The organism is Candidatus Pristimantibacillus lignocellulolyticus (assembly GCA_023639215.1).
Classification (GTDB): domain Bacteria; phylum Bacillota; class Bacilli; order Paenibacillales; family Paenibacillaceae; genus Pristimantibacillus; species Pristimantibacillus lignocellulolyticus.
The window spans coordinates 2213744-2237700 of sequence record CP097899.1 but is presented as its reverse complement, the minus strand read 5'-3'; the positions used below and the strand labels follow the sequence as shown (position 1 = coordinate 2237700).

Here is a 23957-nt window from a genome sequence, read left to right as displayed (position 1 = left end):
AACACTTAAAAAGCATATCTAGTTATAGTTTTTAACTATAACTATAATCATAAATTATCATAATACATTAACAAAGATTTGTATTCGAACAGTGAAAAAAATCATTTCTTTATGAAGCTAGCGATTACTTTTAATGTAATTATTACAAACGAAAACAACTCGGATAACCTTTTTACAGGATTTCCGAGTTGTTTTCGTTTCTACGCTATAATTATTTTTCAAGTTCCAACAATCTCATAATTACCGTTATTGCTTCTGCTCGCGTTGTCGCCTCATTTGGAACAAAGTTGTTGTCGCCGCGTCCCGTCATTAAACCGTTGCTCGCTACCACTGCAACTGCTTCTTTGGCCCATGCCGGAATATTCTCGTTGTCTGTGAAAGTCAATTCGTTTTCCGTTTCCACATTCATTCCATATACGATGCGCATAGCTGCTTCCAACAAAGCACTCATCTCGACACGACTAATTTGTGCGTTTGGTCTAAATGTGCCATCTGCATACCCATTTACGATACCCGCTTGAACAGCAAGCGATATTTCGTCTTTCGCCCAATCGCTAATTTTCGTGTTATCGTTGAATAGAAGTGTCGATTGATCACCCTCAAGTTTCAACGCATGAACCAACATCACGATAAATTCTTGTCGCGTTATCGAAGCTTCTGGACGGAAACTGCCATCAGGATAACCATTCACAATACCTTGGACAATCGCTTTGTTAATAGCTTCTTCTGCCCAATGTCCTTGAATATCCGCTAATTCAACACTTGGTACGACAGGTTCATTCACTCCGAATACTGCAAGTGTTGCAACGTCACTAACCTCTACTGTAATTTCATCACCAGATACTGTGCCACCTAATGCAATCCATGTCTTTTTCTCTTCGTCGTAATAAGCAATCGATGGTTTTTGATTGTCACCAAGTTTGCTCGGATCAAATTTAACAGTTACCGTAATCGGCTTTATGAATTCATCAGAGAAGTTTTTAACAATTTCAAACACCGGACTGATCAATACATCGTTGTCATTAATTAAGTTAGACGGATTAAGAATCTTCTCTATCGTCAGCTGCAATGGTTGACTGATTGATCCTACAGGAACATTTACTTTAATTTCATCATGAAGATTAGCTGTTCCAGTACCACCAATGAGGAGAGTAAGCTTACCATCATTTTTCTTCACAGGTTCCGGATCTACATTATTGGTAGAACCAGCGGCTACTTTCACCGTTACAGTATAAGTTTGCGTTGTTCCATCTTTCGCTGTTACTGTGTATGTTACCGGTAAAGTAAAGTTATTCGCCGTTATTCCACTCAGTTGCTCAGTTCCATCTACCTGTACCGAAGTTCCCGTGCAAGAGAATGTAGCGATCAATGCACGTACATCTGTACCGTATGGAACAGTTAATGCAATATTCGTTCCGTTAATCGTTCCTGTAACCTCAGGTGACAAACCCTTAAAGCTAAAGGCTGTTATTGCCTTCTCACTACTTGGGGCCACTGTAACCGCCACTGTCACGATATAAGTTTGCGTTGTTCCATCTTGCGCTGTTACGATGTACGTTACCGGTGTAGTAAAGTCATTCGCCGTTGTTCCGCTTACTTGCGTTATTCCATCTACCTCCACCGTAGTTCCCGTACTCGTAAATGTAGCGATCAACTCACTTAAATCAGTACCATTAGGTACAGTCAATGCAATGTTTGTTCCATTAATCGTTCCTGTAACCTCAGGTGACAAGCCCATAAAGCTGAATTCCGTTATTTCCTTAGAACTACTTGCAGCTACGATTACGCTTACTGAGTACGTTTGAGTTGTTCCATCTTGCGCCGTTATCGTGTAGGTGACCGGTATAGTAAAGTCATTCGCCGTTGTTCCGCTTACTTGCGTTGTTCCAGCTACCTCCACTAACGATCCCGTACTAGTAAATGTAGCGATCAGTGCACTTACATCTGTGCCGTGAGGAACAGTAAGATCAATATTTGACCCGTTAATCTTTCCAATCACTGCAGGTGATAATTCGTTGAAGCTAAAAGCGAGTATCTCCTTCGAATTACTTGTCACTACTGTTACTTTCACTGTATAGAATTGCGTTGTTCCATCTTGTGCCGTTACCGTGTACGTGACCGGTGTAGTAAAGTCATTCGCTGTTGTGCCGCTCACTTGATCAGTTCCATTCACCTGTATTGAGGAACCAGTACTAGTAAATGTAGCGATCAGTGTACTTACATCTGTGCCATAAGGAACAATAAGATCAATATTTGACCCATTAATGGTTCCTATTACCTCAGGTGACAAGCCCGCAAAGCTGAATGACGTTATTTCTTTCTCATTACTTGGGGCTACTGTTACAGTCACTGTATATATTTGCGTTGTTCCATCTTGTGCCGTTACTGTATACGCTACCTGCGAAATGAAGTTATTCGCTGTTGTCCCACTTACTTGATCTACTCCATCTACCTGTATTAAAGTTCCAGTACTTGTGAATGTAGCAATCAATGCACTTACATCTGTACCGTAAGGAACAGTAAGATTAATATTTGATCCGTTAATCGTTCCTGTCACCGCCGGAGACAAGTCCATAAAGCTAAATGCCGTTATTTCCTTCGAATCGCTTGCAACTTCCACAAGCTTACTTTGCGCTTCTATCAGAGCTGATACTGCAGAGTCCACTTCTACTTGGGTCGCATATTGCTTTTTATTCATTGCCTGAGCAACCGTTAATGCTTGGCTGAATATGTTCCAACTTTCAACTGTATAATCAGCCTGAACTTTCTTTTCCGCTTCTGTAATCGCTTCCAACAGAGCTATTTTATCCGCCTCTGCAGGGATTAGTTCTTTGTTAGTTGAAATATTCATTTCATAAATGAGGGGTTGCACATTTCCCCAAGACAACTTAATTTCAAAAATATGATCATAGGTTGAATTATAAATAGTCGTTAAACTTCTATCTAGAATACCTAGATCAACCCATTGGTCTGTACCAACCCGACCACTTACGGTAGCGTTTGAGATGGCATTTGAACCTTGAACAATTGTGATTACCGCTACATCTGTTTTGTCTGACAACCGATAAGTCAATGATCCATCTGTACGATTAGTCATATTCGGTTTAAATGCAGTCGTAAGGTTACCATCAATTAAACGTCCAGGTCCGAATCCTTCTTCCTCAATTGGATCAACAACAAAGGTTGGATTGTTCTCCGTTTCAACGTACTCGCCACCATTAATGACGAATTCATTAATATGAGCAAATCTTGCTAAAAAATCTGCTGTATACACAATTCTAATATATTTGGCCTCAATACCGCCTATATTATCATTCCCATAATAATAATTTCCTGGGTTAGCAGAATCATGTGTGTAGCCATCGGCAATCATGTCAGCGTAATTTGGTTTACCACCTGCAAGATTATCCAAACCATCACCTAAAGTAATGACATCTGTCCAAGTTTTGTTATCCATTGACAGTTGGACTTTTGCGTCTCGAATATAGTTAATATTATTTTCCTCATTATAAACACGTAAACTATTAAAAATTCTCGGTTCACCTACTGAGTAAGTGATATACTGTCCCTTTCTCTGAAAATCAGTAAAGATCGCTTTTGTACCAAACTTTTTATCAAAAGGAGCTAGCAGAGTACCCGCGTTTCTTGAATCGTCAGCTCCATAGGCAGCAGAGATTCCCATGTCCGTCCCTACAAAACTTGGTCCATAAATTTCCTTAGAAGAAACACTAAATTCATTCAGATTGAATGTAATATCTTCATCCGTGTTGTTAAGTAGTCTAACGTATTTTACAATGGCTCCCTCAATAGGAGTGTTCCATTCTACCTCATTCGCAGAAGCCTGTAACGTTAATTTGTCACTTGTTGTGCTTACGGTTACATGATCGAGTTCTTTAATCCGTTCTAATTTTACACCTACGTATTGTTGTGGTTTCAATGTAATATTAGTCGTTACAGCTAAGCTTGTATTTTCTAGTGTGTGCTGTGATGCAATATTTTTATAATTATCGTTATTCGTATACGTATATTCGGAAGACAATTTTGCAACCTCAACACGAATTTCACTAAACTTAATCCATACATTTACATTTTTAAGATTTTTTAGACGGACATATCTTGCTTTAATACCTGTTAAATCTTCCTCAACCTTATCTAGGCCTGAAGCCTTTCCTGTATACTTCTTGTATAAGGTGTAATTCACATTATCCGTTGAATATTCTAACTGGTACTCTGTCCACTTGTCACCATTATCTCTGCCTACAGCAAAGTAAACTTTACCTAAATCAATCTCCTTTTTCAAATCTACACCAATATAATCTCCAACAACAGATGTATCTTTAATTGTTCCTGAAGGGTTATACCAAATAAAGGTGGAGTCATTACCATCGAATAGATTGGCTCCAGTTCCTTGATACACTGTAAAATGACTCGGAACCATTAGCGTGTATTGCAATGTTTCATTTACTACCTTTGTCTCGTTAACAACAATATCTTTAATACCAAACCAAGTATTTGTGCGATCATTCGTTGCGATTAATCGAATCCCTCTAGCTTTCAGGTTTAAATTTTCTAAAACAATTTTATTGATGTTTCCATATTGAGTACCTTCAATATCAATCCAATTTACCCCGTCAATGGTGTATTGGGCTTTACTTGCTCCAAAGGTATCAGCATTGTTAGACGCATGGCCTAATTCAAAGCGTACCGTATTGAATGTTAGAGATTTTTCGTAACGTACTCCAATATATGTGCCGGTCATAATCGTATTAGGATTTTTATAGATTACTTCCGTACCCACAGTGTTGTCTAATATATTGTCTATGTTACCAGTAGGAGTATCTGTGCGATTGGTAATTACTCTTGCAACGTTACTATCAGGATTTACACTCGATTGCACCTTAATCGAAACGTCATTTAATAATGTTTTGATAAACGGTACGAGATGTTGGACCCCTACTTCAGCGTATTCATAGTGATCAATATAGCGGAACGGATGCTTTAGTGAAGCATCGTAAGCAGCTTGACCTTGACTATAGTTTTCCCATACAGATGAGCTATTTCCACTTTCATGAGCAATCTCTGCCTTTAATAAGAAAATCGCTGCATCCGCAGTATCTACAGCACTATCTAACCAATAGACAATCTGATCTCTTGTTCTTGGATTACCCGGATTGGCTTTATAGGTTATTGCTGCATCACGAATAACTTCAAATTCAGTAATTAATGCCTGAGCTTTATCCGTAATTTTCCCCTTACCTAATAATGCTTTAAACTCATTTAACTTTGGAGCCAATTCAACTGATTCTTGCAATACTGCCACACGACTATCCATATTTTGATTGATCATGTGCTTTGATAACTCTCTAAGAGCGTTCGAAGCTGGAGTTTCATTAATATTAAGATGATCCATGTATGCAAATGAGTCAGACCAATTTTGTTTTGCTTGATCAGTATTATCCCAAATATTCCATGCATAATCGGCATTAGCGAAAATAGCCGATTTACTCGCTTCTGATTGCTGCATTGGATTCAATACAATACCTTCAATATTAGCAGGGTCAACATTAGGCTGTAAAAATGTTTCATTACCGCCCATAATTAAGTGTTTTTTGGAGTTATCCGTACAAGGCCAGTTAATCCATAAGTACGGTCCTCTTCCAGCATTATTTGTAAATTGCTGAGTAAAATTATTCGAAACTTCTCCCCAAACCTTACCACCAGTCATAACGATACTAACGGACTTTGGTAATTGTTTTAAGGTTTGTATTTGAGCACTATCTCCCCATCCCATGTAATCATTAGGACAGAAGATCATATCTGTAACTAATCCATCGTATGTTGATTGTTGTTCTACTAACCAATTAGATAGATCGATCATTAATTTCACATACGTTTGAGCCCCTTGTGCCGGAACCCCTGCATCATCTGCCAGAATACCAAACTTTCTAACACCCGCATTTAACAATTGGGTAAATTTCGCTTTAATAATCGTTAAATCCGCTTGATAATTTTCTTCAGTATTAAATCGAATCGCATTACTCATAAATGGATGAAGTGTATACACAAATCTAGTTTTACTAGCATTACCCGCTTCAGCAAGTTTGCTAATTTTCAAAAGTTCATCTTCCGTATACAATTCTCTCCATTTGCTATTATGTTTTGGATCATCCTTGGGCGCGTAAATATAAGAATTCATTTTGAACTCGCCACCAAAGGTCATTAATTCGGCACGATCTTCATTCGACCAAGGTTCCCCATAATACCCTTCAATGAAACCTCTACCTTTTACATCTGCATAATCTTTAATGGTTAGCGCTTCAATTGTACGACCATTCATTTGTTTGAAAATATGTTTTACAGTCGTAACTCCATAAAACGCAGAATCAACATCTTTTCCGAGCACAGCAATGACATTATTATCGATAGAAATAATATTGGCATCAAGCTTTGCTAGTATCGTTGCATCTCTTAATTTCTTACTTTCAAAATAATTATCTACATATTCGTTTGACCCATTAACACCAACTAGAAAGTTTGTTTTATCTTCAACAATGCCACTTGATTCGGTGAATTTAATATTTTTAACAGCTAATACTTCTTCAACTCTTTTTTTCGTATAAGAATCTACTTTCGATTCATATACGATATTTATCGTTTCACTTACTTCAAACTGCTTATCATGGTAGTTAACATCGTGAGGATTTGGATAAATGGTATACGGCACTGTTGCGGCGGCAGCGGCAGCTACTGGTCTATTTATTCCAGCAAAACTACCAATGATCATTGTGAAAATTAATAATAACACAATCCCTTTTTTCATTATTACCCTCCTTATTTATAAACACTATATGTATAACCCGTATGTATCGTTGTGTCCGTAAAACAAAAAATGGCACCAGTTAAGAAGAACGAGTTCTTCATAACTAATGCCCTTGCGGTAACACGTTACGATAATATGGATTTGAATGTTATACTACACGGATGCTTATAAACTGTCAATGCACAATATTTGCATTTTATAAATATTGTTATTGCATAGATTCAAGAATAATTCCGGCTGTTTCTTCAATAGCTCGATTCGTCACATCAATGATTGTGCATCCAATTTGCTCCATAAATTGCTTGGCATGGTTCAACTCTTGTTCAACTCTTGATCTTTGAGTATATAACGAACCAGAAAGAAGTCCCAACGTTTGTAATCTTGCCTTGCGAATATGAATAAGCTGTTCCGGATGCATTGTAAGCCCAAATAACCGTTTCGAATCAATGTGAGACAATGAATCTGGAGGCAACACTTCTGGGACGATAGGAACATTCGCTGTTTTATATCCTTTGTGCGATAAGTAAATGCTGAGCGGAGTTTTTGAAGTTCTAGAAACACCGAGTAGCACGATATCCGCTTGAAGAAGTTCGTTCAAATTTTTCCCGTCATCGTTGCGCACTGTATATTCTATTGCATCGATTCTGCGGTAATAATCTTCATCAAGCGTATGAAGACGACCCGGCAGCCGACTAGGTGATCCGTGAAATGCATCAATAAAACCTTGCATCGCAGGTCCCATAATATCAACTGTAGCAATATTATGTCGAACTGCTTCCTGCCGCATCATTTCCCTTAACTCAGGTTGAACGAGTGTATACATAATTAACGCGTTGCTTGCTGCAGCTTCACTCACTACATTACGAATCTCATCTTCATCTTGTAGGTGAGAGTAGCGTTTCAATTTTACTTGATTGGTATGAAACTGTTTGATGGTTGCTTTGGCTACTGCTTCCGTAGTCTCTCCAACCGAGTCAGAGCAAATATAGATTAAATGTTGCGATTCATTATTCATTTTACATGTCGTCCTTTGCAACAGTTTCCGTAGCCAAATTAAGTAGCACTTGTGTCATCGTCGTCTTGCTCACTCCGCCCACCGGCTCAATGATTTCTAAGCCATCTTCCCCTGACTTAATATGAACAACCGGTAGAACACCTACTTCATGTTGCATCAACTTCTTAGCAGCAGATAGTACGGATTCGTCGGGACCTACAGTTACGATTTTAGGTTGCCTTGTCATAACTAAACTAACGGGCATAGTAGGAGCAGATTGATTACCGAGCGTTACTTTGAGCAAATCTTTGCGAGAGACCATACCAGCAAGCGATCCCCGTTGATCGGTAACAATAAGACTTTCAACGTTTTCTAGAAAGAATAGTATTACTGCATCTTGAACAGTCGCATTCATCGAAATGACAATAGGAACGCCCTGTACGTCTCTTACTTTAATGTTTTCCAACCTAGATAATCCTATTATTGGGCTTCTTAAACCGGCCCCAGGGAAATACCCTACTTTCGGCTTTGCCTCCAAATACCCAATCATAACAAGAACGGCAAGATCTGATCGTATGGTAGCACGATTTACTTTAAGAAAATCTGCGATCTGATCACTTGTCACTGGAGATTGCTTCTTAACAAATTCAAATATATCAACTTGTCTTTGTGTTAACTGAATTAGAATAACCTCCTTTGTCCTCTAGGAGTCGTTTTCACCATTATACCACTTTTGCGATTGAATTTACTGCTGCTTGTTTTTCACTTAACAACGGAAAAAACAAACTAATTTCTCTAACTGCACTTTCCGCGCTATCGGATCCATGAATGATATTGCTTTTTAGTTCGAGAGCAAAGTCCCCTCTAATTGTACCTGGCAAAGATTCGACAGGATTCGTAGCTCCGATTAAATTACGCGCGACTTTTATGGCTGCGGGTCCTTCCCATACCATAGCAACAACTTCTCCCGAAGTAATAAATGTAACTAGTTCCTCAAAGAAAGGCTTCTGCGCTAGATCACAATAATGTTCCCTCGCTTGCTCTACAGTTAAACTACGCAAATCTGAGCGAACTAATCGTAGTCTTTTGTTCTCAAAACGTTGAATTATTGTACCTATGAGTCCTAATTTCACACCATCTGGCTTTATCATTACAAAAGTTTGTTCCATAGTTATTCCCCCATTATACTTACTGTTGAAAATATGGTTTTCCCGTTAAATTGTGTATGGAATGAATAAATCTTATTGTTTTTGTTTGGGCTCTCATCACCATAGAAAAAGTTTCCGCACGTTGATCAGGCAAATATCTAACGCCTCCAAGAAATTCTCCTTGCGTGACTCCTGTTGCTGCAAAGATAACATCACCGTGTCCAATCATATCTTCCATAGTTAGCAACTTCCTTGGATCTAATAATCCCATATCCAAGCAGCGTTGCTCCTGCTCTTCATTTTCAGGTATGAGTCTACCTTGAATCTCGCCACCAAGACATTTAAGTGCAGCTGCTGCAAGAACTCCTTCAGGAGCACCACCCGATCCGATATACATATCAATTCCTGTTTCAGCAAATGATGGAGCAATTGCACCTGCAACATCCCCTGCAGATAGAAATTTAATTCTTACCCCAAGGTTTCTCACCGTATCGATCATTTCTTGATGTCTCTCTCGATCGAGAATCATCACGGTCATATCACTATAAGACTTAGATAAGTATTGAGACGCTTTCTGAATAGTAACTTCGATCGGATCATTCAAGCTAAGTTTTCCTACAAGGGAAGGTCCAACGGCTAGTTTCTCCATATACATATCAGGTGCATTGAGGAGACTACCTTTATTCGCAATAGCAACGACCGACATTGCATTATTTAATCCTTTAGCAACTAATTCCGTTCCTTCCAAAGGATCAACTGCCACATCAAGTTCTGGACCATTACCCATACCAAGCCTCTCTCCAATGTAGAGCATTGGAGCTTCATCCATTTCTCCCTCACCGATGACTACTGTTCCCTGCATACTTACAGTTTCGAACATCGTTCGCATAGCTTCAGTAGCAGCCCCATCCGCGCTATTCTTATCACCTAGACCCATCCACGGTGCCGATGCAAGAGCGGCAAGTTCAGTTACTCTGACAATTTCCAATGCAAGTTCTCTCTCCAACTTCATATCATAGCCCCCTAAATGAGTTACACTTTATAATTAATAATGTACACTATATATTGTAAAAAGTAAAATTTTAAAGTAGATATATTATATAGTGTACACTTTATCGGGAAATAGTGTGTTTTTTAATACTAGGCGTAACTTCTTACCGTGCAGTAGATGGAATGATCTCGTATAAATTACATGATGAGATCATTATTATGAACGCAAAAAGAAGTGAGCTACAAAGCTCACTTCTTTCATTAATACCGATTCTCCCTAAATAAATCTGATGACCATCATATATGTTTTTTCAATCGAATAATCTTTCGCCACAAGGATTCGAGAGTATCTTAATCGTTGTAATCTGCAGCAAGAGCCGAAATAACCGTACCTACCGCTTGAGTCCAACTACCAATAGCATTTACAAGTACTCCTTCTTCCGTATCAGGATTTGCATAGACCTGAAGACCATTTCCAATGACTTGAACTACATTTCCAACATTGTCTAATGATTGACTAATGGTTAGATTTTCTTGTGTGTTAATAGACACGCCTGCACCTAATAATTGCAGTTCATTACCTATCGTCTCTAAGCGTTGACTCGACTGTTCATTTTCGTCCAATATCCCCAGTACAACCGTTACATTACCAGCAGACTGTAGAATATCTCCTACTATATCCATAAATATTAGCTCATTATCAGCAGATAAGGCACTTCCTACAGCTTGAAGAACATTTCCGACTAACCGTAAGTCTGTTTTTATATTTTCTGATATGTTCTTAACGGGTGTATCACCAATTGCTGCTACAATATTTCCTATTGCCTCAACCCAACCACCTATAATCGCAATAGTGTTTGCGTTACTTGATCCAGTTGAACGGTTTGAATTATGAGGGATACTTAGATTTGTAGTTCTATTTGATATATTATTCTGTTTTTTTAACTTGTCGCTATATCTTTTCTGTTTACTTTTAGAACTACTCACTTTTTTCACCTACTGACGATTGAACCGATTTATTTCAGTATATGTTAATTCTCTTAATACGTTAGATAACTGTTTTTCCATTCACCTTTATCAAAAACGTATATATCATCTGAGTGTATTAGCCCTAACAATAAAAACAGCCCCCTTTCAATTAAAAGGAGGCTGTTCTCTGGAGGGAAGTATACATCCATCAGTCGAAGAACAAGTTAAAAATATAAATATTACAGTTATTCCAGCCATCATCAACGGATTAAAGATATTACTCTTTTACACTGCCAAGCTGCATTCCCGAGACAAAGTGCCTTTGTAGAAATGGATATACGATAAGAATCGGAACAGATGCAACCATCGTAATGGCGGCTCGAATTGACAGTGGTGTAATCATGGTTGCCGTATCCCTCGCAGCTGTGGACGATATGTTAGGATTGGCATTGGAATTTACTGTTGATGACATTAATCTCATTAGCTCGAATTGAAGAGTGCTTAATTCCTGTCTAGACGATGCAAAGATAAACGTATCAAACCATGTATTCCATTGACCAACCGCTGTAAACAATGCGATCGTCGCAAGCACTGGCGTACAAAGCGGCATAATGATGTTGAAGAATGTGCGGAAGTCGGTCGCTCCATCTATCTTCGCTGATTCAATCAAGCTTTCCGGTAATGTGTAAATATAGGTACGGACGACAAGCATGTTAAATGCACTAATCATCCCTGCCCCAGCTCCAGGGAACAAAATATAAACCCAAAACGAATTTAACAAATGTAGATCCTTAATTAAAAAATACGAAGGAATGAGTCCAGCGCTGAAATACATCGTAAGTATAAAAATTAACGTAATAGGTTTGCGGAATATATACTCCTTGCGGCTAATCGTATACGCCAGCATAGCAGTAAGAAAAACGCTAACCAACGTACCAACCAGTGTACGTGCAACAGATACCCAGAAAGCATCGTACACTTTTCCTGATGCGAATACGGCTTGATAGTTCTTAATAGTCCATTCCCGCGGCCACACGTAAATGCCGCCACGCGTAGTGTCGAGACCCGCATTAAATGAGACTGCCAACGTGTTAAGAAACGGATATAATGTGACTACAGCGACGAACAGCATGAATATTACGTTAAACGTATGAAACAGAAATGGCTCCGTTTTAAATTTTTTGATCGTTGTTTGCATGCGGAGCCCCCCTTATATTAGTCGTTCTTCGCCAAGACGCGTGGCGATTATATTTGCGCAGTAGAGTAATATAATGCTGACGACCGTTTTGAATATACCAGCTGCGACACCGAGCGAGTAGTTTCCAATTTTGAGGCCGTACTTGAGGACGAATATGTCTATTGTCTCCGACCAATCAAGCACTTGTCCGTTGCCGAGGAAGTATTGTATATCAAAGCCCCCGCCATTTAGCATCCAGCCGACATTCATGATCAGCAGAATGACGATAATTGATCTGATGCCGGGTAACGTGATGTTCCATATTTTGCGATAACGCCCTGCACCGTCTATTTCTGCTGCTTCATACAAGGATGGGTCAACGGATGCAATAGCCGCTAAGTAGATGATTGTATTCCATCCAACTTCCTTCCAGACGTTGGTCAGACCAACAATTCCCCAAAAGTATTTACCTTCACCAAGCCAAAGAATCGGTTGATCAATAATGTGAAGCTTCACGAGTAAAATATTAATAATGCCATCTTCTGTGGATAAAGACATTGAGACTAGTCCCGTTACAATAACCCAAGATAAGAAGTGAGGAAGATATGATATGGTTTGAATTAATCGCTTGAAGCCTGTTTTCTTAATTTCATTCAGCAGTAGCGCTAAACCAATCGCTGTTACAAACCCGAGGATAAGCGAGATTAAGCTCATTGCTATAGTATTGCGAAGTACCCGGGTAAAGCCTTCGTCCATAAATAGAAATTTAAATTGATCAAAACCAACCCATTTTTGTTCAAAAATTGAGACTCCTGTCATTGGTTTAAAGTCTTGAAAAGCCATTAGCCAGCCCCAAAGTGGAGAATAGGCGAAAATTATAACGTATATCACCATTGGAATAGACATAATGATCAATTGTCGCTGGCGGATTATCTTATTCCAAAAATCTCTAGTTCGCAAAGCAGACTGAGGTTTGCTTTCAACCTTTTGGATCGTATTTTGCGGCATCATTTCCGCCTCCTGTCTTAAACGAGCGGAAGACCGGAACTAATGCTCCAACCTTCCGCTCTCTGTCATCCTACTTACTCGACCAAGCATTTTTACGCCATTCAAGTTGTTCATTAACTCGATCTAAGTAAGCATTCGTATCTACTTTACCCATCTGTTCTACATACTCCGCCCAAACGTCTTCGAATTGATTTGGTTTACTCAAAATCGCTTTTGGCAAGTATTTAAAATCAAGATCTTTCATTTTTTGATTGGCAACTTTTGCTGGTGAACCTTCAATAAGGTCAATGTTCCATGCAGGATAAGAAACACGATTATCTGGTGGACTCGAGAAGAAGTCCGTCCACGTTTTATAACCGTATGCTGTTAACAATTCTTTGTCGATATCCTTCAAGTTAGCGAAGAATTCGTCCGGCTGATTACCAGGACCATCAGCATTACCATCTGGGTAGTTACCTTCTAACTTAGGTAGATAACCCCATAGTGATTCAGCTTTATATTTTTGTTTCCAAGTTACATCCTCTTGTTGCGTGCGCATCTCTGGAGTTCTGTAGTATAGGCCATTGTCGCCTACAAGATAATCGACACCTTCTTCACCCCAGTTAAGACGTTTTTGCCAATCCTCTGACAACATTGTATCGATAAATTTAATGATTTTTTCTGGATTCTCAGCATTAACTGTAATACCGAAACCATTACCTAAATTAATTACCGGACGGTCAAGATAGTAATCCGTTATGCTCTCGTCATAAACAAGTGGGAAACCTACATAAGTTCGATCAGTTTTTCCTTGAGATACAAGTGAATCATGAGCTTGCCCGAAGTTCCAACGTTGTTCAAACATACCAAGGACGCGGCCGCTGGAAACTTTAGCTAAAAACTGGTCGTAATTTTGTGCAAATGATTCTTTATCCATCAAGCCTTTAGCATTGATTTCATTCAGCTTACTATAGTATGGCTTAGCTGTATCAGTCGCAGAATATAAAGTGGCAACGTTTGAATTTGGATCTACTAGAACACCACCATCGTTTGGATGACCTGCCAAGTGTTGTGGTGCGTTACGAAGACCCCAGTCACGCCAATCAAAAGCAAGTGATGTATACCCAATTGTCGGTTGTCCGTCTATTTCCGGGTATTTAGTTGCATAATCTTCTATCAACTTAAAATAATCATCTAATGTTTTAAGTTGTGGATAACCATATTCTTTTAGAACAGCCTTTTGGATATAGAAAGCTGGTCCCATATAGTCTGTAGGCTTAAATTCGCCTTGATATACTCCATAGTTTGGCAGCCAGTAGATATGACCGTCCGCTGGATCTTTCAATTGTTCCCAAACTTTCCCGAAATGTTTCTTCAAATTTGGTGCGTGTTCCTCAATTAGATCTTCTAGTGGAATAACTGCTTTAGCCGCAGTTAACTTTGTATTGGCTGTAATTATGTCAGGATAATCACCACCGGCAATCATGACGCCAAGTTTCTGTTCAATATCACCAACCAGATATTCTTCCTTAATTGTGATCCCTAGCTTTTCTTTAATCTCTTGATAGATCTTATTGTCTTCTGTCGGGATCGGTCCCGTAGCAGCCGTAAATAAAGAAATCGTGAACGGCTCTACTTTTGCTTCAGATGAGTTAGATTCATCTGTGGAAACATTTGTGCCCTTTGGTTTAGTTGACTCATCTTTTTTGTTTCCGTTTCCGTTTCCGTTACTAGAACAGCCTGACGCAACAATGCTAAACGTCAGAATCAACATGAACAACCAATGGACCGTTTTTTTATTTCGAACCCCCATGTTAAATCCTCCTTAACGAATATGAAGTAAGACTGCGCGCTATCGTCTTATTGAATTAATGATAGCGCTTTCTTAATGGCGGTTGCAATTCACATATTAAATGGGTAACCCCCTCAAAAATAGGTTTTAGTGACTGATGTATGGTTGATAATTTACCCTTGTGCAATTCTATATTCCATAGGTTTCATCCCTATACGCTGTTCAAAATGTCGTAGAAAATAATGATATTGTGTATAACCAACCTGAGCAGCTATCGAGGAAATAGGCTCGTTGGTTCCCCGAAGCTTCTCACAAGCCTCTGAAATTCGCAAATTGTGCATTCTATCAATTAAGCTACAACCAAATTTTTCCTGGTATGCTTTACCTAGATAAACTGGGTTTAGATAAAATTTCGTTGCTACATCTCGAATTGATAGTGGATTACGATAATAATTAGAGACGTATCGATCGATTTCTGTTAATGTACTGGGTCTTTGTTTGCGAAGCGATTGTAATGTTCTAATTGCTTGTTCCACATATGAATGAATTCGTTTCTGCACGAATTCGGATTGGGTTTGTTCTTGGTGGGATGGGTAAGAATTGGGAATAATCAATAAAGCTGGATCTCCACCACATTCAAAAATTAGCTTACTGCATTGGACACTCAATGAGCCTAAAAAAATCTCAGAGCATTCTAATATCTGGCTCCCCTTCTCTTGGAACAAGCTATCAATCTCTTGAGTAGCTCGCTTCCAATCAACTTCTTCAACTGCTTGTAGTACTTTCTTCAACTTTTGTACCATTAATGCTGGCAAAGATGACTCTTGATTTCCTTCCACTTTTCTCTGAATAGCCCTCTTCTTATCTAGTCTAATGCGGATTCGTGATAAAACCTCATCCGCATCTTCTTCTATAATCGGTTTCATTAGAAAGTTATGAACTCCTAGCTGCATGGCGCGTTTGGCAAAAGAAAATTCGCTGTAGGCACTAATCACTACAAATTCGGTAGAATCCACCCCACGCTCCCCTTGTAATTGCCCGATTAACTCCAATCCGTCCATTTGTGGCATTCGGATATCCGTCACGATAACATCTGGCATAAGTTTTTGTGCAACTGCAAGAGCTTCTGTGCCGTTCTCGCACATCCCGCAAATACGGAAACCATGTCCTTCCCAATCCACAAACATTCGTAGACCTTCGATAGCCAACGGTTCATCATCTACTAGTAGCACCGAATACATTTCTTATGCTCCCTTCGTCTTATGTAAAAGCTGGAATGCGAAAACTAACACTAGTGCCTTCGTCTGGACGGCTATCAATATAAAAATCTACTCGATCTGTATAATGAAGCTGTAATCGCCTATAAACGTTGCGCATTCCGATATTTTCACCAGAATCAAGACTTTCGTTCATCATGCTGCGAATTTCTGTTAATCGTTCCTCATCTATACCCTTACCATTATCTATAACCCGCACATACAAATACTTATCCTTTCGCATAGCTTCAATCCGTATAAGGCGCTGTCCTTTTACAGCCTGCAAACCATGTTTACAAGCATTTTCGACAAGTGGCTGAATACACATTTTTGGCACTAAGCATTTTGCGGCCTCCTCTTCAATATCAAAGCTATAGTCAAATTTATCGGCAAATCTAAACTTTTCAATATTTAAATAGATTCCCGTAAAGTGTAGCTCATCTTGCAAGGTAACTGTTTCATCAGACCAGCTAAGCATTCTGCGAAACAACTGAGACAAGTTACGAATAATAACCGTAACTTCCGTATAATTATTTTTAGAACTAACGACGAGCAAAGCATTTAAAGTGTTGAACAAAAAATGAGGATTTACCTGACTTTGAAGCAGCTTCATTTCAGCACGAATCTGCTCTAATTGCATGTCCTTTTGTTGGATATTCAACTTGTATACATCGTTAATTAATGACTCTATCTGGGCTGCCATCCTATTATAACTTCGAATAAGACCGCCGATTTCGTCTTTGCCTTCGCGAAGCTGAATTAAATCAAACTTTTCATTTGTAGCTTTGTCCATATGGCGTGATAATCGACGAATCCGATAATTGTAAGAACGTAGCATTACAAAAATAAGCCAAGTTGGAAGTATTGTACTGATCGCGGCTAGCATCCAGATGAAGCGTTTAGAACTCTGAACAGCCGTCTGAAATCGATCCTCTGCCGCAACACCAACGAGCTTCCATCCACTAATATAAGATAGACTACCTAAGGGATTCTGGAATATTAATCGATTGTCGTTACTACTGTCAATTGAATCGTTCAGTGCCATAAACTTGGAGGAGGAAAACAATACCTCTCCCTGCGGATTCAGCATCTTTAGCATCATATACGGCTGTTCTAGCTCAAGAATCTGATTAAAGCTACTAAGTTTAAGATCAATACGTAAATATTTATTATATTTCCCATGCATCGGATACTCGTTCAGTTTTCGCACGATACTGAAATATTCTTTACTTGCTTTAGCGTTCATAGGATCGACGTCTTTATACATTATGACATTAACGTCGGAACTTGACCTAGATACTACCTCGTACCAAGGACTGCGCTTTGTCTCTTTATCAAGTCTAAAGTAATTGTTGCCACTTACAACCGTTGGATTTTCTGTAAATACCGAGATATTTTCTACATAGGTGTATGCGGATATAAATGGTCTCATTTTACCGGTTAATAATTCATAAGAGCTATCATAAAAATTCACAATGTCATCGTAATCCTTGTCCAGTACCTCATATAACACACGATCTGTTGCAACGGAATAACTTAGTGTTACACCACCTTCAATCATGTCCGTCACATTCTTTGCCGCTCGCTCAATTGCTAGTTGAAGGATGGTTTGTTCATGTGTTTGAATATTATCAGACATTTGTCGGAAGAAGAGGACATTTATCGTAAGGATCGGCACCAAAACGCAAAGCATGTAGATCAGTGTAAACTTCCATTTGAGTGGAATGTTATCAACGAATCCTGGCCAGTTACTCTGCTTACGCATGAGGAAGCCTCCTTAAAATTGGCTATTTCTGTATTGAGAGGGAGTCATCTTTATTAATTGTTTAAATTTAGAAGCAAATTGTTCCGGATCTGTGTAACCAACTGCCCGTGCAACGTCAGCTATTTTCATATCCTCTCGTCGAAGAAGCTTTCGACCTTCCTCAACTCGTGTGCGATGAACGTAGTCAAGGAAAGACATGCCCATCTGCTTTTTGAACAATTGCCCCAAATAGGCAGGTTGAAAATGAAGTATTCTTGCGATGGTCTGAAGTTGTAGAGGCTCGTGGTATCGTTCACGGATTAAGCGGGCTGCTTCCCATGCAGTACCGTTCACGGACCTCTGCCACGCTAACTGTTCCGCTACTTTGTGAGCAAAAGTTGTCAATACGTCTAGCCAACGGTCCAAACTATTTGGTAGCATTGGAAGTGGAAGACCTCGTTTACCCTCTTCATCTGGGAATGTTCGTTGTCCTTCTAATACTTTCCATGATAATTCCAACAGCACATTGGACAAAAAAACCTTACTTCCCTTGTTATCGTCAGCAAACGAAAGCTCTAGTTGACGACACAGTAATTGTGCCGCTTCATCAATTGCAGCCCCATTTCCATTGATAATAGCAAGTAACAATCGATCCTCAGCTTCAAATAATGGATCAACTACTTCAGGGATATTCCAAACCGCTCCCAAATTAGAGTTGGTAGACTGCGAGCTTACTATTTCACCGTAGTCGCGGTGCGACCATTCAATATGGAGTTTCAGTAGTGATGTATGAATTTCCTCAACATCGATCGGCTTCAACCAGTAATTAAACACTCCATAAGTGAGTGCCTTACGAGCGAAAGTAAAATCGTCATACCCACTTAGAATGAAAAAATGGCCCTTCGTGTTCAGCACCTGTTTAGAGTACTCGATTAACTGTAATCCATCCATAATCGGCATGCTAATATCAGTAACGACCAGATCAGGGTTAAGTTCCTGAATTCGTTCCAGTGCTTCTTCTCCATCACTTGCTTCACCGCAGACTCTAAAACCATAACTTTCCCAATTAATCATGAACCTCAAACCTTCCAAAACAAGTGGTTCATCGTCTACAAGCAGAACGGTATACATCAGATCCTCTCCCCTCTCAAGGGTGGTTAAATTTTTCTGTATAATTGAATGCGTTTTCATAAAAGGTTAATTAGATAAGGGAGTGGAATAATATTTCTTACTATTCCACTCCAACCTACCCTATGAAAAGTCTTACTCCAATGTAAAAGATGCTGAACCGATGCAGTTAAAGTTAAATATAACGCCTGTATACCGTCTTTAAGATCATAATATATAAATCTATGTATTGCGGAATTTTTCTGGCACTTCATTTTTATAATGGTACATCTATGCATATTTGTATCTTAACTTTTATTGTATTTTCACTTTACTATATTTGTCAATTATGATATTCAAGAAACAACGTTGAATTGATGACCAGATTTTCCTCAGGATATGTTCGTTCAACAATCCGCCAGCCCTGCTTATTCAACTGTGATTCATCAATTGCTTCATACATGAGTTGCTTTATTCCTTCTGCAGTACGAACCGCTACTATAGGATCTGAAGTAGTATGAATAATTTGTTCTAGGACTTCCAGCTTATTATGAACGAGACTAGCCACAAAAATCCGACTATAAGAGCTATAATCGAACTGTGATCCATTCTCCATTACAACAGTAACTTTATCGGCTAAGCCCAAGCGCTCAAGTAAAAAGCATGACGCCTCATACGCCACAGAATCCATTTCTAGACAAATAACCTCTACATCACTTAATAAGTGTAAAATAATTGCACTTAACGGCATAGGCCCACTACCTACAAATATTATCGGCAACTTTTCTGCATGGCCATTCTGTCTAATGAACTGACGAAGCATGGACAGTTCCTGACTAACTAACGACTTATAAATACTCCAGGTAGGTAACTTTGTTAAGACATCAGAGGCGGAACTCTTCGATTTCACTATTTCACGAGAAACACTTAGCTCAACTAAAAATTCGGCTTCTGACAACTTATCCTGCAATTTTTTGTGATTCAAAAGAATATACTCGTTGCTTAGAATTAATTTTATTTCCTCTGGTAAATAGTGAGATCGTAACTGCAATGAAAGTTGATTAATGATGTTCGTTACGACTTGATTAGTAGGAGACAGATCTTCTTCCTTCTGAAGAAGTTCATTAACCTCAATAATTAAAGCGATAAGATTGTCCACTAATTGTCTTCTTGGCGCCTTACCTGTATGTAAAGTTAAACTTGTTGAATAAGCTTTCATTTCCCCATTTCCTCCCTCACTCTATTTCCTATTTCTTACAATAAAATATATTCATATGGTAAGAGATTTAGAAGGTTGTGAGGAAACGGTGGAAATTTACATCTTAATTCAAATGAACATCATAACGGCAATCACAAAACATATCAATTTTACTACTGCTTTTATTTAACTTTACATGAATCAGTACTTAATATTAATAAGATTGTTAAAATGGATATTAATTGCTATATTGTACTTACCCTTTTGCATTCTACTAATCTTCGTACGTACCATTTATTAATTAGGGGATAATTGTTAAAATAAATAGCATGGGACGCTGTTATATTTATTACTTATTTATTAAAAAAGGAGAATTAATATGAGTATCTATAATTATTTGGCTAGAAAATCTAATGGCGATCTTGTTTCTATGCAAACATACAAGGGGCAGATTATGCTGATCGTTAATACAGCAAGTAAGTGTGGTTTTACATACCAGTTTGAAGAGTTACAACGTATTTATAAAAAATATAATAATAATAACTTTACGATTCTGGGCTTTCCAAGTAATCAATTTGGCAATCAAAATCCAGAAGATGGTGCTGAATCAGCACGTTCATGTCAACTAAATTTTGGTGTCGAATTTCCAATGTACGATGTTGTGGATGTGAATGGTGAAACAACACACCCTCTGTTCAATTTCTTAAAACATGAGGTCGATCCTCGCCCTATTGATCAATCAAATGTTCAAGAAGCGTTTCTAATAGATAAGATTAACAGTATGTATCCAGATTATTTGCTAGGACACAATATTCGATGGAATTTAACAAAATTTTTAGTTAATGCAGATGGAAAGGTAATTAAGCGCTTCGAACCAACTGATTCTATCTTAGAAATTGAGAATATTATAGAACAACTCATAAATGTAAAATAATATAATTATAACGTGTTGATGAACTAGAAATAGATCGTCCTTCGCACGGTCAATTTCTAGTTCTTAATTTTACACTTTAATTTGAATTAGCTTCAGTATGATTATTAAATCGTTATAGTAGGTGTTATCTAAAATTTGTCACCCCTGATTGCTCAACTGTGTTTCGTCAATCGCTTTATATAGGGACATATTCCATCATAATATTTATTATGATTTTTTACGCTTCTTTGCATAGATGATCACACCAATTACAAATAGAATCATACAAATCGATGATAATCGATACATCATTTCATAGGAAGTAAACGTAACGATAATACCAAGAATAATTGCTCCCAGTGATACCCCAAGATCCGTTGCGTTGTAGAATAAACCATTCACTGTACCGTAATCCTCTTTGCTAGTAGAGCGCAACATCCATGCTTGTAGTGTCGGTTGAATGGAACCAAATCCTACCCCATATAATAATGCAGATACAATAAGTAATCCCATTGATGTTGTATAAGATAGTACAATCATACTTACAATAACGAAGATCGCTGCAGGAATGAGTACTATAATCGGACCTTTGCGGTCAAATATTTTACCGGCGATCGGGCGCACCATTAGTATTGTTAGCGCATTGAACAAGAAAAATAGTCCAACTTGTGATAAATTCAACTGCTCACCATATACTGCAATAAAGCTTAATATACCGCTGTAAGTTATGGATAATAAAACATTAAGTATTGCTGGGAAATAAATCGGGAAGATCATAATATCTCGTAGACTACTTTTCTTCTCTTGTTGCTGTGCATGTGTATGAACAACTTGTTGTGAAGATACTTTATTTAGAGGAACCTTCTCAAATCGGTTGTTGTTCTGACCCTCCGCTAACTCAGTTAACGTATTTATTTTATTAGATCGAAGATTATAAACACCTGCTATAAATAGCATCGGAATCATACATACGACTGCTCCCGCTCCAATTGTCGCTAATGTGGTAAAACCCGAAGCTTTCATAATACTCATCCCTGTGGCAGGACCAATCGACATAGCTAGACTTGTTGAAAGTCCAAAATAACCAATGCCTTCACCCATTCGTTTGGGCGGAATAATTTGCGTGACTAATGTAGGAATAATAGTGCTACCCACACCGAAGCCAAATCCATATATTGCGCGCATCACTAATAGTGGCGCTACTGACTCAGGCAATGCACTTAAAACAGTTGAAATGGCGGCAACCATTAACCCTACTGTAAGTACAATGTCTTTCGACCAGCGTTTAATCCAACGTCCCGTCAATAGCCTCGCAATAATGGCGGTAATCGCAAATGCGCTTGTTGCAAGACTAACCTGCATATCTCCACCATTTAAATTTCCTTTAATATGCATAGAAAAGGATGATAATAACATCTGTAAATTAAGAAATAATAGAAATGAAGCTAATGATAAAGTAATAAATTGCTTCGTCCATAAGCGTGGCTTTTCACTTGCCATCGCTCCATTATTCAGTGTTGTTTGTTTTTCATTCATGTTGTCTCAGCTCCATCTTCAATCGCTATCTTTGACTGCTATTTTATTCTGTCTCTATCTACACTTCAGTTTCTAATTCTTTGTCGAAATAACTATTTAGCTCCATTAAATACTGTTTCAACTGATCGTGAGACTCTATACCAATACAAGCCCTTACTTCATCAGAAATACTTTCTTCAATTGCTGTGGTGTCTGCAATGAGTTGCCTACCTTGCTCCGTAGCATAGATCCGAACGGATCGACGATCCACATTATCTTCTTTTCGTACGATGAATCCTTTATGCTCAAGCTGATGTAAAATGCGTGTAACTGTTGGTTTATCCTTAAAAGTGCGGGCTGCAATTTCCTTCTGTATCATTCCTTCATCATCAGCGACATGGTACAGCACTGACCATTGCTCCGGTGTAATATCAAAATCTTTTAAACGATGCATTAGTAATGCTGTAACTTTGCGGTATGTTGCTCCGAGCAAAAATCCAACTGACATCAGCGGTTCTTTACCTTGTATTTCCATATTTAAGCTCCGTTCTATAATTAGTTGTCTTGACAATTATATACTAGTAAAACGAATGTTACAACCTAGTAGTTACTGTTAATTACAGTTTCAACCTGAAGAAAACCGCCCTATGTTGGGCGGTTTTCTTCAGCTAACGATTTCCCGTTAACTTATTGGTATTTGCTTTAATCACTTTCCCACAACCTAATAACCTCTTTCAAATCAGTTCCGTCGAAAGATAATTTATATATGTCTGGCATATCAAGATGTTTCCAAAAATTATAATCGTATTTTTGATCAAAATAATTCATTATTAAAACCATAATATTACCATGTGTTCCTATAACAATATTCTTAGTATTGAACCTGTCTAAGATCTGTAAAGTTAGTCTCACCCCTCGCATTTGGGCATTTTTATTCGATTCTCCGCCTTCAAACGAAAAATTATAATCTTCCCACACTCGCTGAATGGCATAGTTAAAATCGTCTACTGGTCTTTCAGAGAGGACTCTTTCTTTAAAATCCTTTTCAATCACAATATCTTCACCTATGTAATTAGCAATACCCTCGACTGTTTGAAATGCTCGTTTGTACGGACTGGAAATGACATGGTCAATATTCGCTTTTTGTAATATTTGATTGACTATTTTAGCATCACTAAAGCCACGTTCCGATAATGATCTTGTTAATTCTTCTGGGGTATATATGGAGTGAGCATGCCGTACAAAATATAAATTTGTTCTCATAAATTCCTCTCCAAAAAGATTAGATATCTTATTATATCATTTATTATTTAAAAACCTCCCCATCAGCTCAATGAAAGTTTATTT

Annotated in this window: 17 protein-coding genes; 1 reads left to right on the top strand and 16 read right to left on the bottom strand. The window is 38.4% G+C overall.

Going from position 1 to position 23957, the window contains the following annotated elements; genetic code table 11:
- Nucleotides 1-211 precede the first annotated feature (211 nt).
- The 13 genes from NAG76_09465 to NAG76_09405 form a co-directional block, all read right to left on the bottom strand.
- Nucleotides 212-6820: a beta-N-acetylglucosaminidase domain-containing protein gene (locus NAG76_09465; GenBank protein ID URN96422.1), complete on the bottom strand. Its 6609-nt coding sequence runs from the start codon at nucleotides 6818-6820 to the stop codon at nucleotides 212-214.
- 208 nt (nucleotides 6821-7028) lie between these two features.
- Nucleotides 7029-7835, bottom strand: coding sequence for a kinase/pyrophosphorylase (locus NAG76_09460; GenBank protein URN96421.1), 807 nt, complete (start codon nucleotides 7833-7835; stop codon nucleotides 7029-7031).
- A gap of 1 nt (nucleotide 7836) precedes the next feature.
- Nucleotides 7837-8439 (bottom strand): CBS domain-containing protein, encoded by a 603-nt coding sequence (locus tag NAG76_09455; protein URN96420.1) that lies wholly within the window; start codon nucleotides 8437-8439, stop codon nucleotides 7837-7839.
- A 97-nt stretch (nucleotides 8440-8536) separates the two neighbouring features.
- Nucleotides 8537-8983, bottom strand: a complete 447-nt coding sequence (gene ndk / locus NAG76_09450; GenBank protein URN96419.1) for a nucleoside-diphosphate kinase — start codon at nucleotides 8981-8983, stop codon at nucleotides 8537-8539.
- A gap of 19 nt (nucleotides 8984-9002) precedes the next feature.
- Nucleotides 9003-9968 carry a class II fructose-bisphosphatase gene (glpX, locus tag NAG76_09445; protein ID URN96804.1) on the bottom strand — a complete coding sequence of 322 codons (966 nt, stop codon included), beginning with the start codon at nucleotides 9966-9968 and terminating at the stop codon, nucleotides 9003-9005.
- Between the two features lie 335 nt (nucleotides 9969-10303).
- Nucleotides 10304-10939: a hypothetical protein gene (locus tag NAG76_09440; protein ID URN96418.1), complete on the bottom strand. Its 636-nt coding sequence runs from the start codon at nucleotides 10937-10939 to the stop codon at nucleotides 10304-10306.
- A gap of 259 nt (nucleotides 10940-11198) precedes the next feature.
- Nucleotides 11199-12119, bottom strand: a complete 921-nt coding sequence (locus NAG76_09435; GenBank protein URN96417.1) for a carbohydrate ABC transporter permease — start codon at nucleotides 12117-12119, stop codon at nucleotides 11199-11201.
- A gap of 12 nt (nucleotides 12120-12131) precedes the next feature.
- A complete protein-coding gene (locus NAG76_09430; GenBank protein URN96416.1) occupies nucleotides 12132-13106 on the bottom strand; it encodes an ABC transporter permease subunit in 975 nt (324 codons plus the stop codon).
- Between the two features lie 70 nt (nucleotides 13107-13176).
- Nucleotides 13177-14898 (bottom strand): ABC transporter substrate-binding protein, encoded by a 1722-nt coding sequence (locus NAG76_09425; protein ID URN96415.1) that lies wholly within the window; start codon nucleotides 14896-14898, stop codon nucleotides 13177-13179.
- Nucleotides 14899-15050: 152 nt separating this feature from the next.
- On the bottom strand, nucleotides 15051-16118 hold the full coding sequence (locus tag NAG76_09420) for a response regulator (protein ID URN96414.1): 1068 nt from the start codon (nucleotides 16116-16118) through the stop codon (nucleotides 15051-15053).
- 19 nt (nucleotides 16119-16137) lie between these two features.
- Nucleotides 16138-17898: a sensor histidine kinase gene (locus NAG76_09415; GenBank protein URN96413.1), complete on the bottom strand. Its 1761-nt coding sequence runs from the start codon at nucleotides 17896-17898 to the stop codon at nucleotides 16138-16140.
- Nucleotides 17899-17910: 12 nt separating this feature from the next.
- Complete coding sequence (locus NAG76_09410; GenBank protein URN96412.1) at nucleotides 17911-19008, bottom strand: response regulator; 1098 nt, start codon at nucleotides 19006-19008, stop codon at nucleotides 17911-17913.
- Nucleotides 19009-19327: 319 nt separating this feature from the next.
- The gene (locus tag NAG76_09405) at nucleotides 19328-20203 is read right to left on the bottom strand and encodes a hypothetical protein (GenBank protein URN96411.1); all 876 of its coding nucleotides are present in this window, start codon (nucleotides 20201-20203) and stop codon (nucleotides 19328-19330) included.
- A 358-nt stretch (nucleotides 20204-20561) separates the two neighbouring features.
- Between NAG76_09405 and NAG76_09400 the strand changes: the two genes are divergently transcribed.
- Nucleotides 20562-21116: a glutathione peroxidase gene (locus NAG76_09400; protein ID URN96410.1), complete on the top strand. Its 555-nt coding sequence runs from the start codon at nucleotides 20562-20564 to the stop codon at nucleotides 21114-21116.
- Between the two features lie 207 nt (nucleotides 21117-21323).
- Here the strand turns inward: NAG76_09400 and NAG76_09395 are convergent, their stop codons facing one another.
- The 3 genes from NAG76_09395 to NAG76_09385 all read right to left on the bottom strand — a co-directional run bounded on the left by NAG76_09395 (nucleotide 21324) and on the right by NAG76_09385 (nucleotide 23873).
- Nucleotides 21324-22631, bottom strand: coding sequence for an MFS transporter (locus tag NAG76_09395; protein ID URN96409.1), 1308 nt, complete (start codon nucleotides 22629-22631; stop codon nucleotides 21324-21326).
- Nucleotides 22632-22689: 58 nt separating this feature from the next.
- Nucleotides 22690-23145, bottom strand: a complete 456-nt coding sequence (locus NAG76_09390; GenBank protein ID URN96408.1) for a MarR family transcriptional regulator — start codon at nucleotides 23143-23145, stop codon at nucleotides 22690-22692.
- Between the two features lie 167 nt (nucleotides 23146-23312).
- Nucleotides 23313-23873, bottom strand: a complete 561-nt coding sequence (locus NAG76_09385) for a phosphoglycerate mutase family protein (protein URN96407.1) — start codon at nucleotides 23871-23873, stop codon at nucleotides 23313-23315.
- Between the last annotated feature and the right edge of the window lie 84 nt (nucleotides 23874-23957).

Coding starts and splice junctions, on each gene's coding strand:
- NAG76_09465 (URN96422.1), bottom strand. CDS start 6,820: ATGAAAAAAGGGATTGTGTTATTATTAATTTTCACAATGATCATTGGT.
- NAG76_09460 (URN96421.1), bottom strand. CDS start 7,835: ATGAATAATGAATCGCAACATTTAATCTATATTTGCTCTGACTCGGTT.
- ndk (URN96419.1), bottom strand. CDS start 8,983: ATGGAACAAACTTTTGTAATGATAAAGCCAGATGGTGTGAAATTAGGA.
- NAG76_09435 (URN96417.1), bottom strand. CDS start 12,119: ATGCAAACAACGATCAAAAAATTTAAAACGGAGCCATTTCTGTTTCAT.
- NAG76_09430 (URN96416.1), bottom strand. CDS start 13,106: ATGCCGCAAAATACGATCCAAAAGGTTGAAAGCAAACCTCAGTCTGCT.
- NAG76_09425 (URN96415.1), bottom strand. CDS start 14,898: ATGGGGGTTCGAAATAAAAAAACGGTCCATTGGTTGTTCATGTTGATT.
- NAG76_09420 (URN96414.1), bottom strand. CDS start 16,118: ATGTATTCGGTGCTACTAGTAGATGATGAACCGTTGGCTATCGAAGGT.
- NAG76_09415 (URN96413.1), bottom strand. CDS start 17,898: ATGCGTAAGCAGAGTAACTGGCCAGGATTCGTTGATAACATTCCACTC.
- NAG76_09410 (URN96412.1), bottom strand. CDS start 19,008: ATGTATACCGTTCTGCTTGTAGACGATGAACCACTTGTTTTGGAAGGT.
- NAG76_09405 (URN96411.1), bottom strand. CDS start 20,203: ATGAAAGCTTATTCAACAAGTTTAACTTTACATACAGGTAAGGCGCCA.
- NAG76_09400 (URN96410.1), top strand. CDS start 20,562: ATGAGTATCTATAATTATTTGGCTAGAAAATCTAATGGCGATCTTGTT.
- NAG76_09395 (URN96409.1), bottom strand. CDS start 22,631: ATGAATGAAAAACAAACAACACTGAATAATGGAGCGATGGCAAGTGAA.
- NAG76_09390 (URN96408.1), bottom strand. CDS start 23,145: ATGGAAATACAAGGTAAAGAACCGCTGATGTCAGTTGGATTTTTGCTC.
- NAG76_09385 (URN96407.1), bottom strand. CDS start 23,873: ATGAGAACAAATTTATATTTTGTACGGCATGCTCACTCCATATATACC.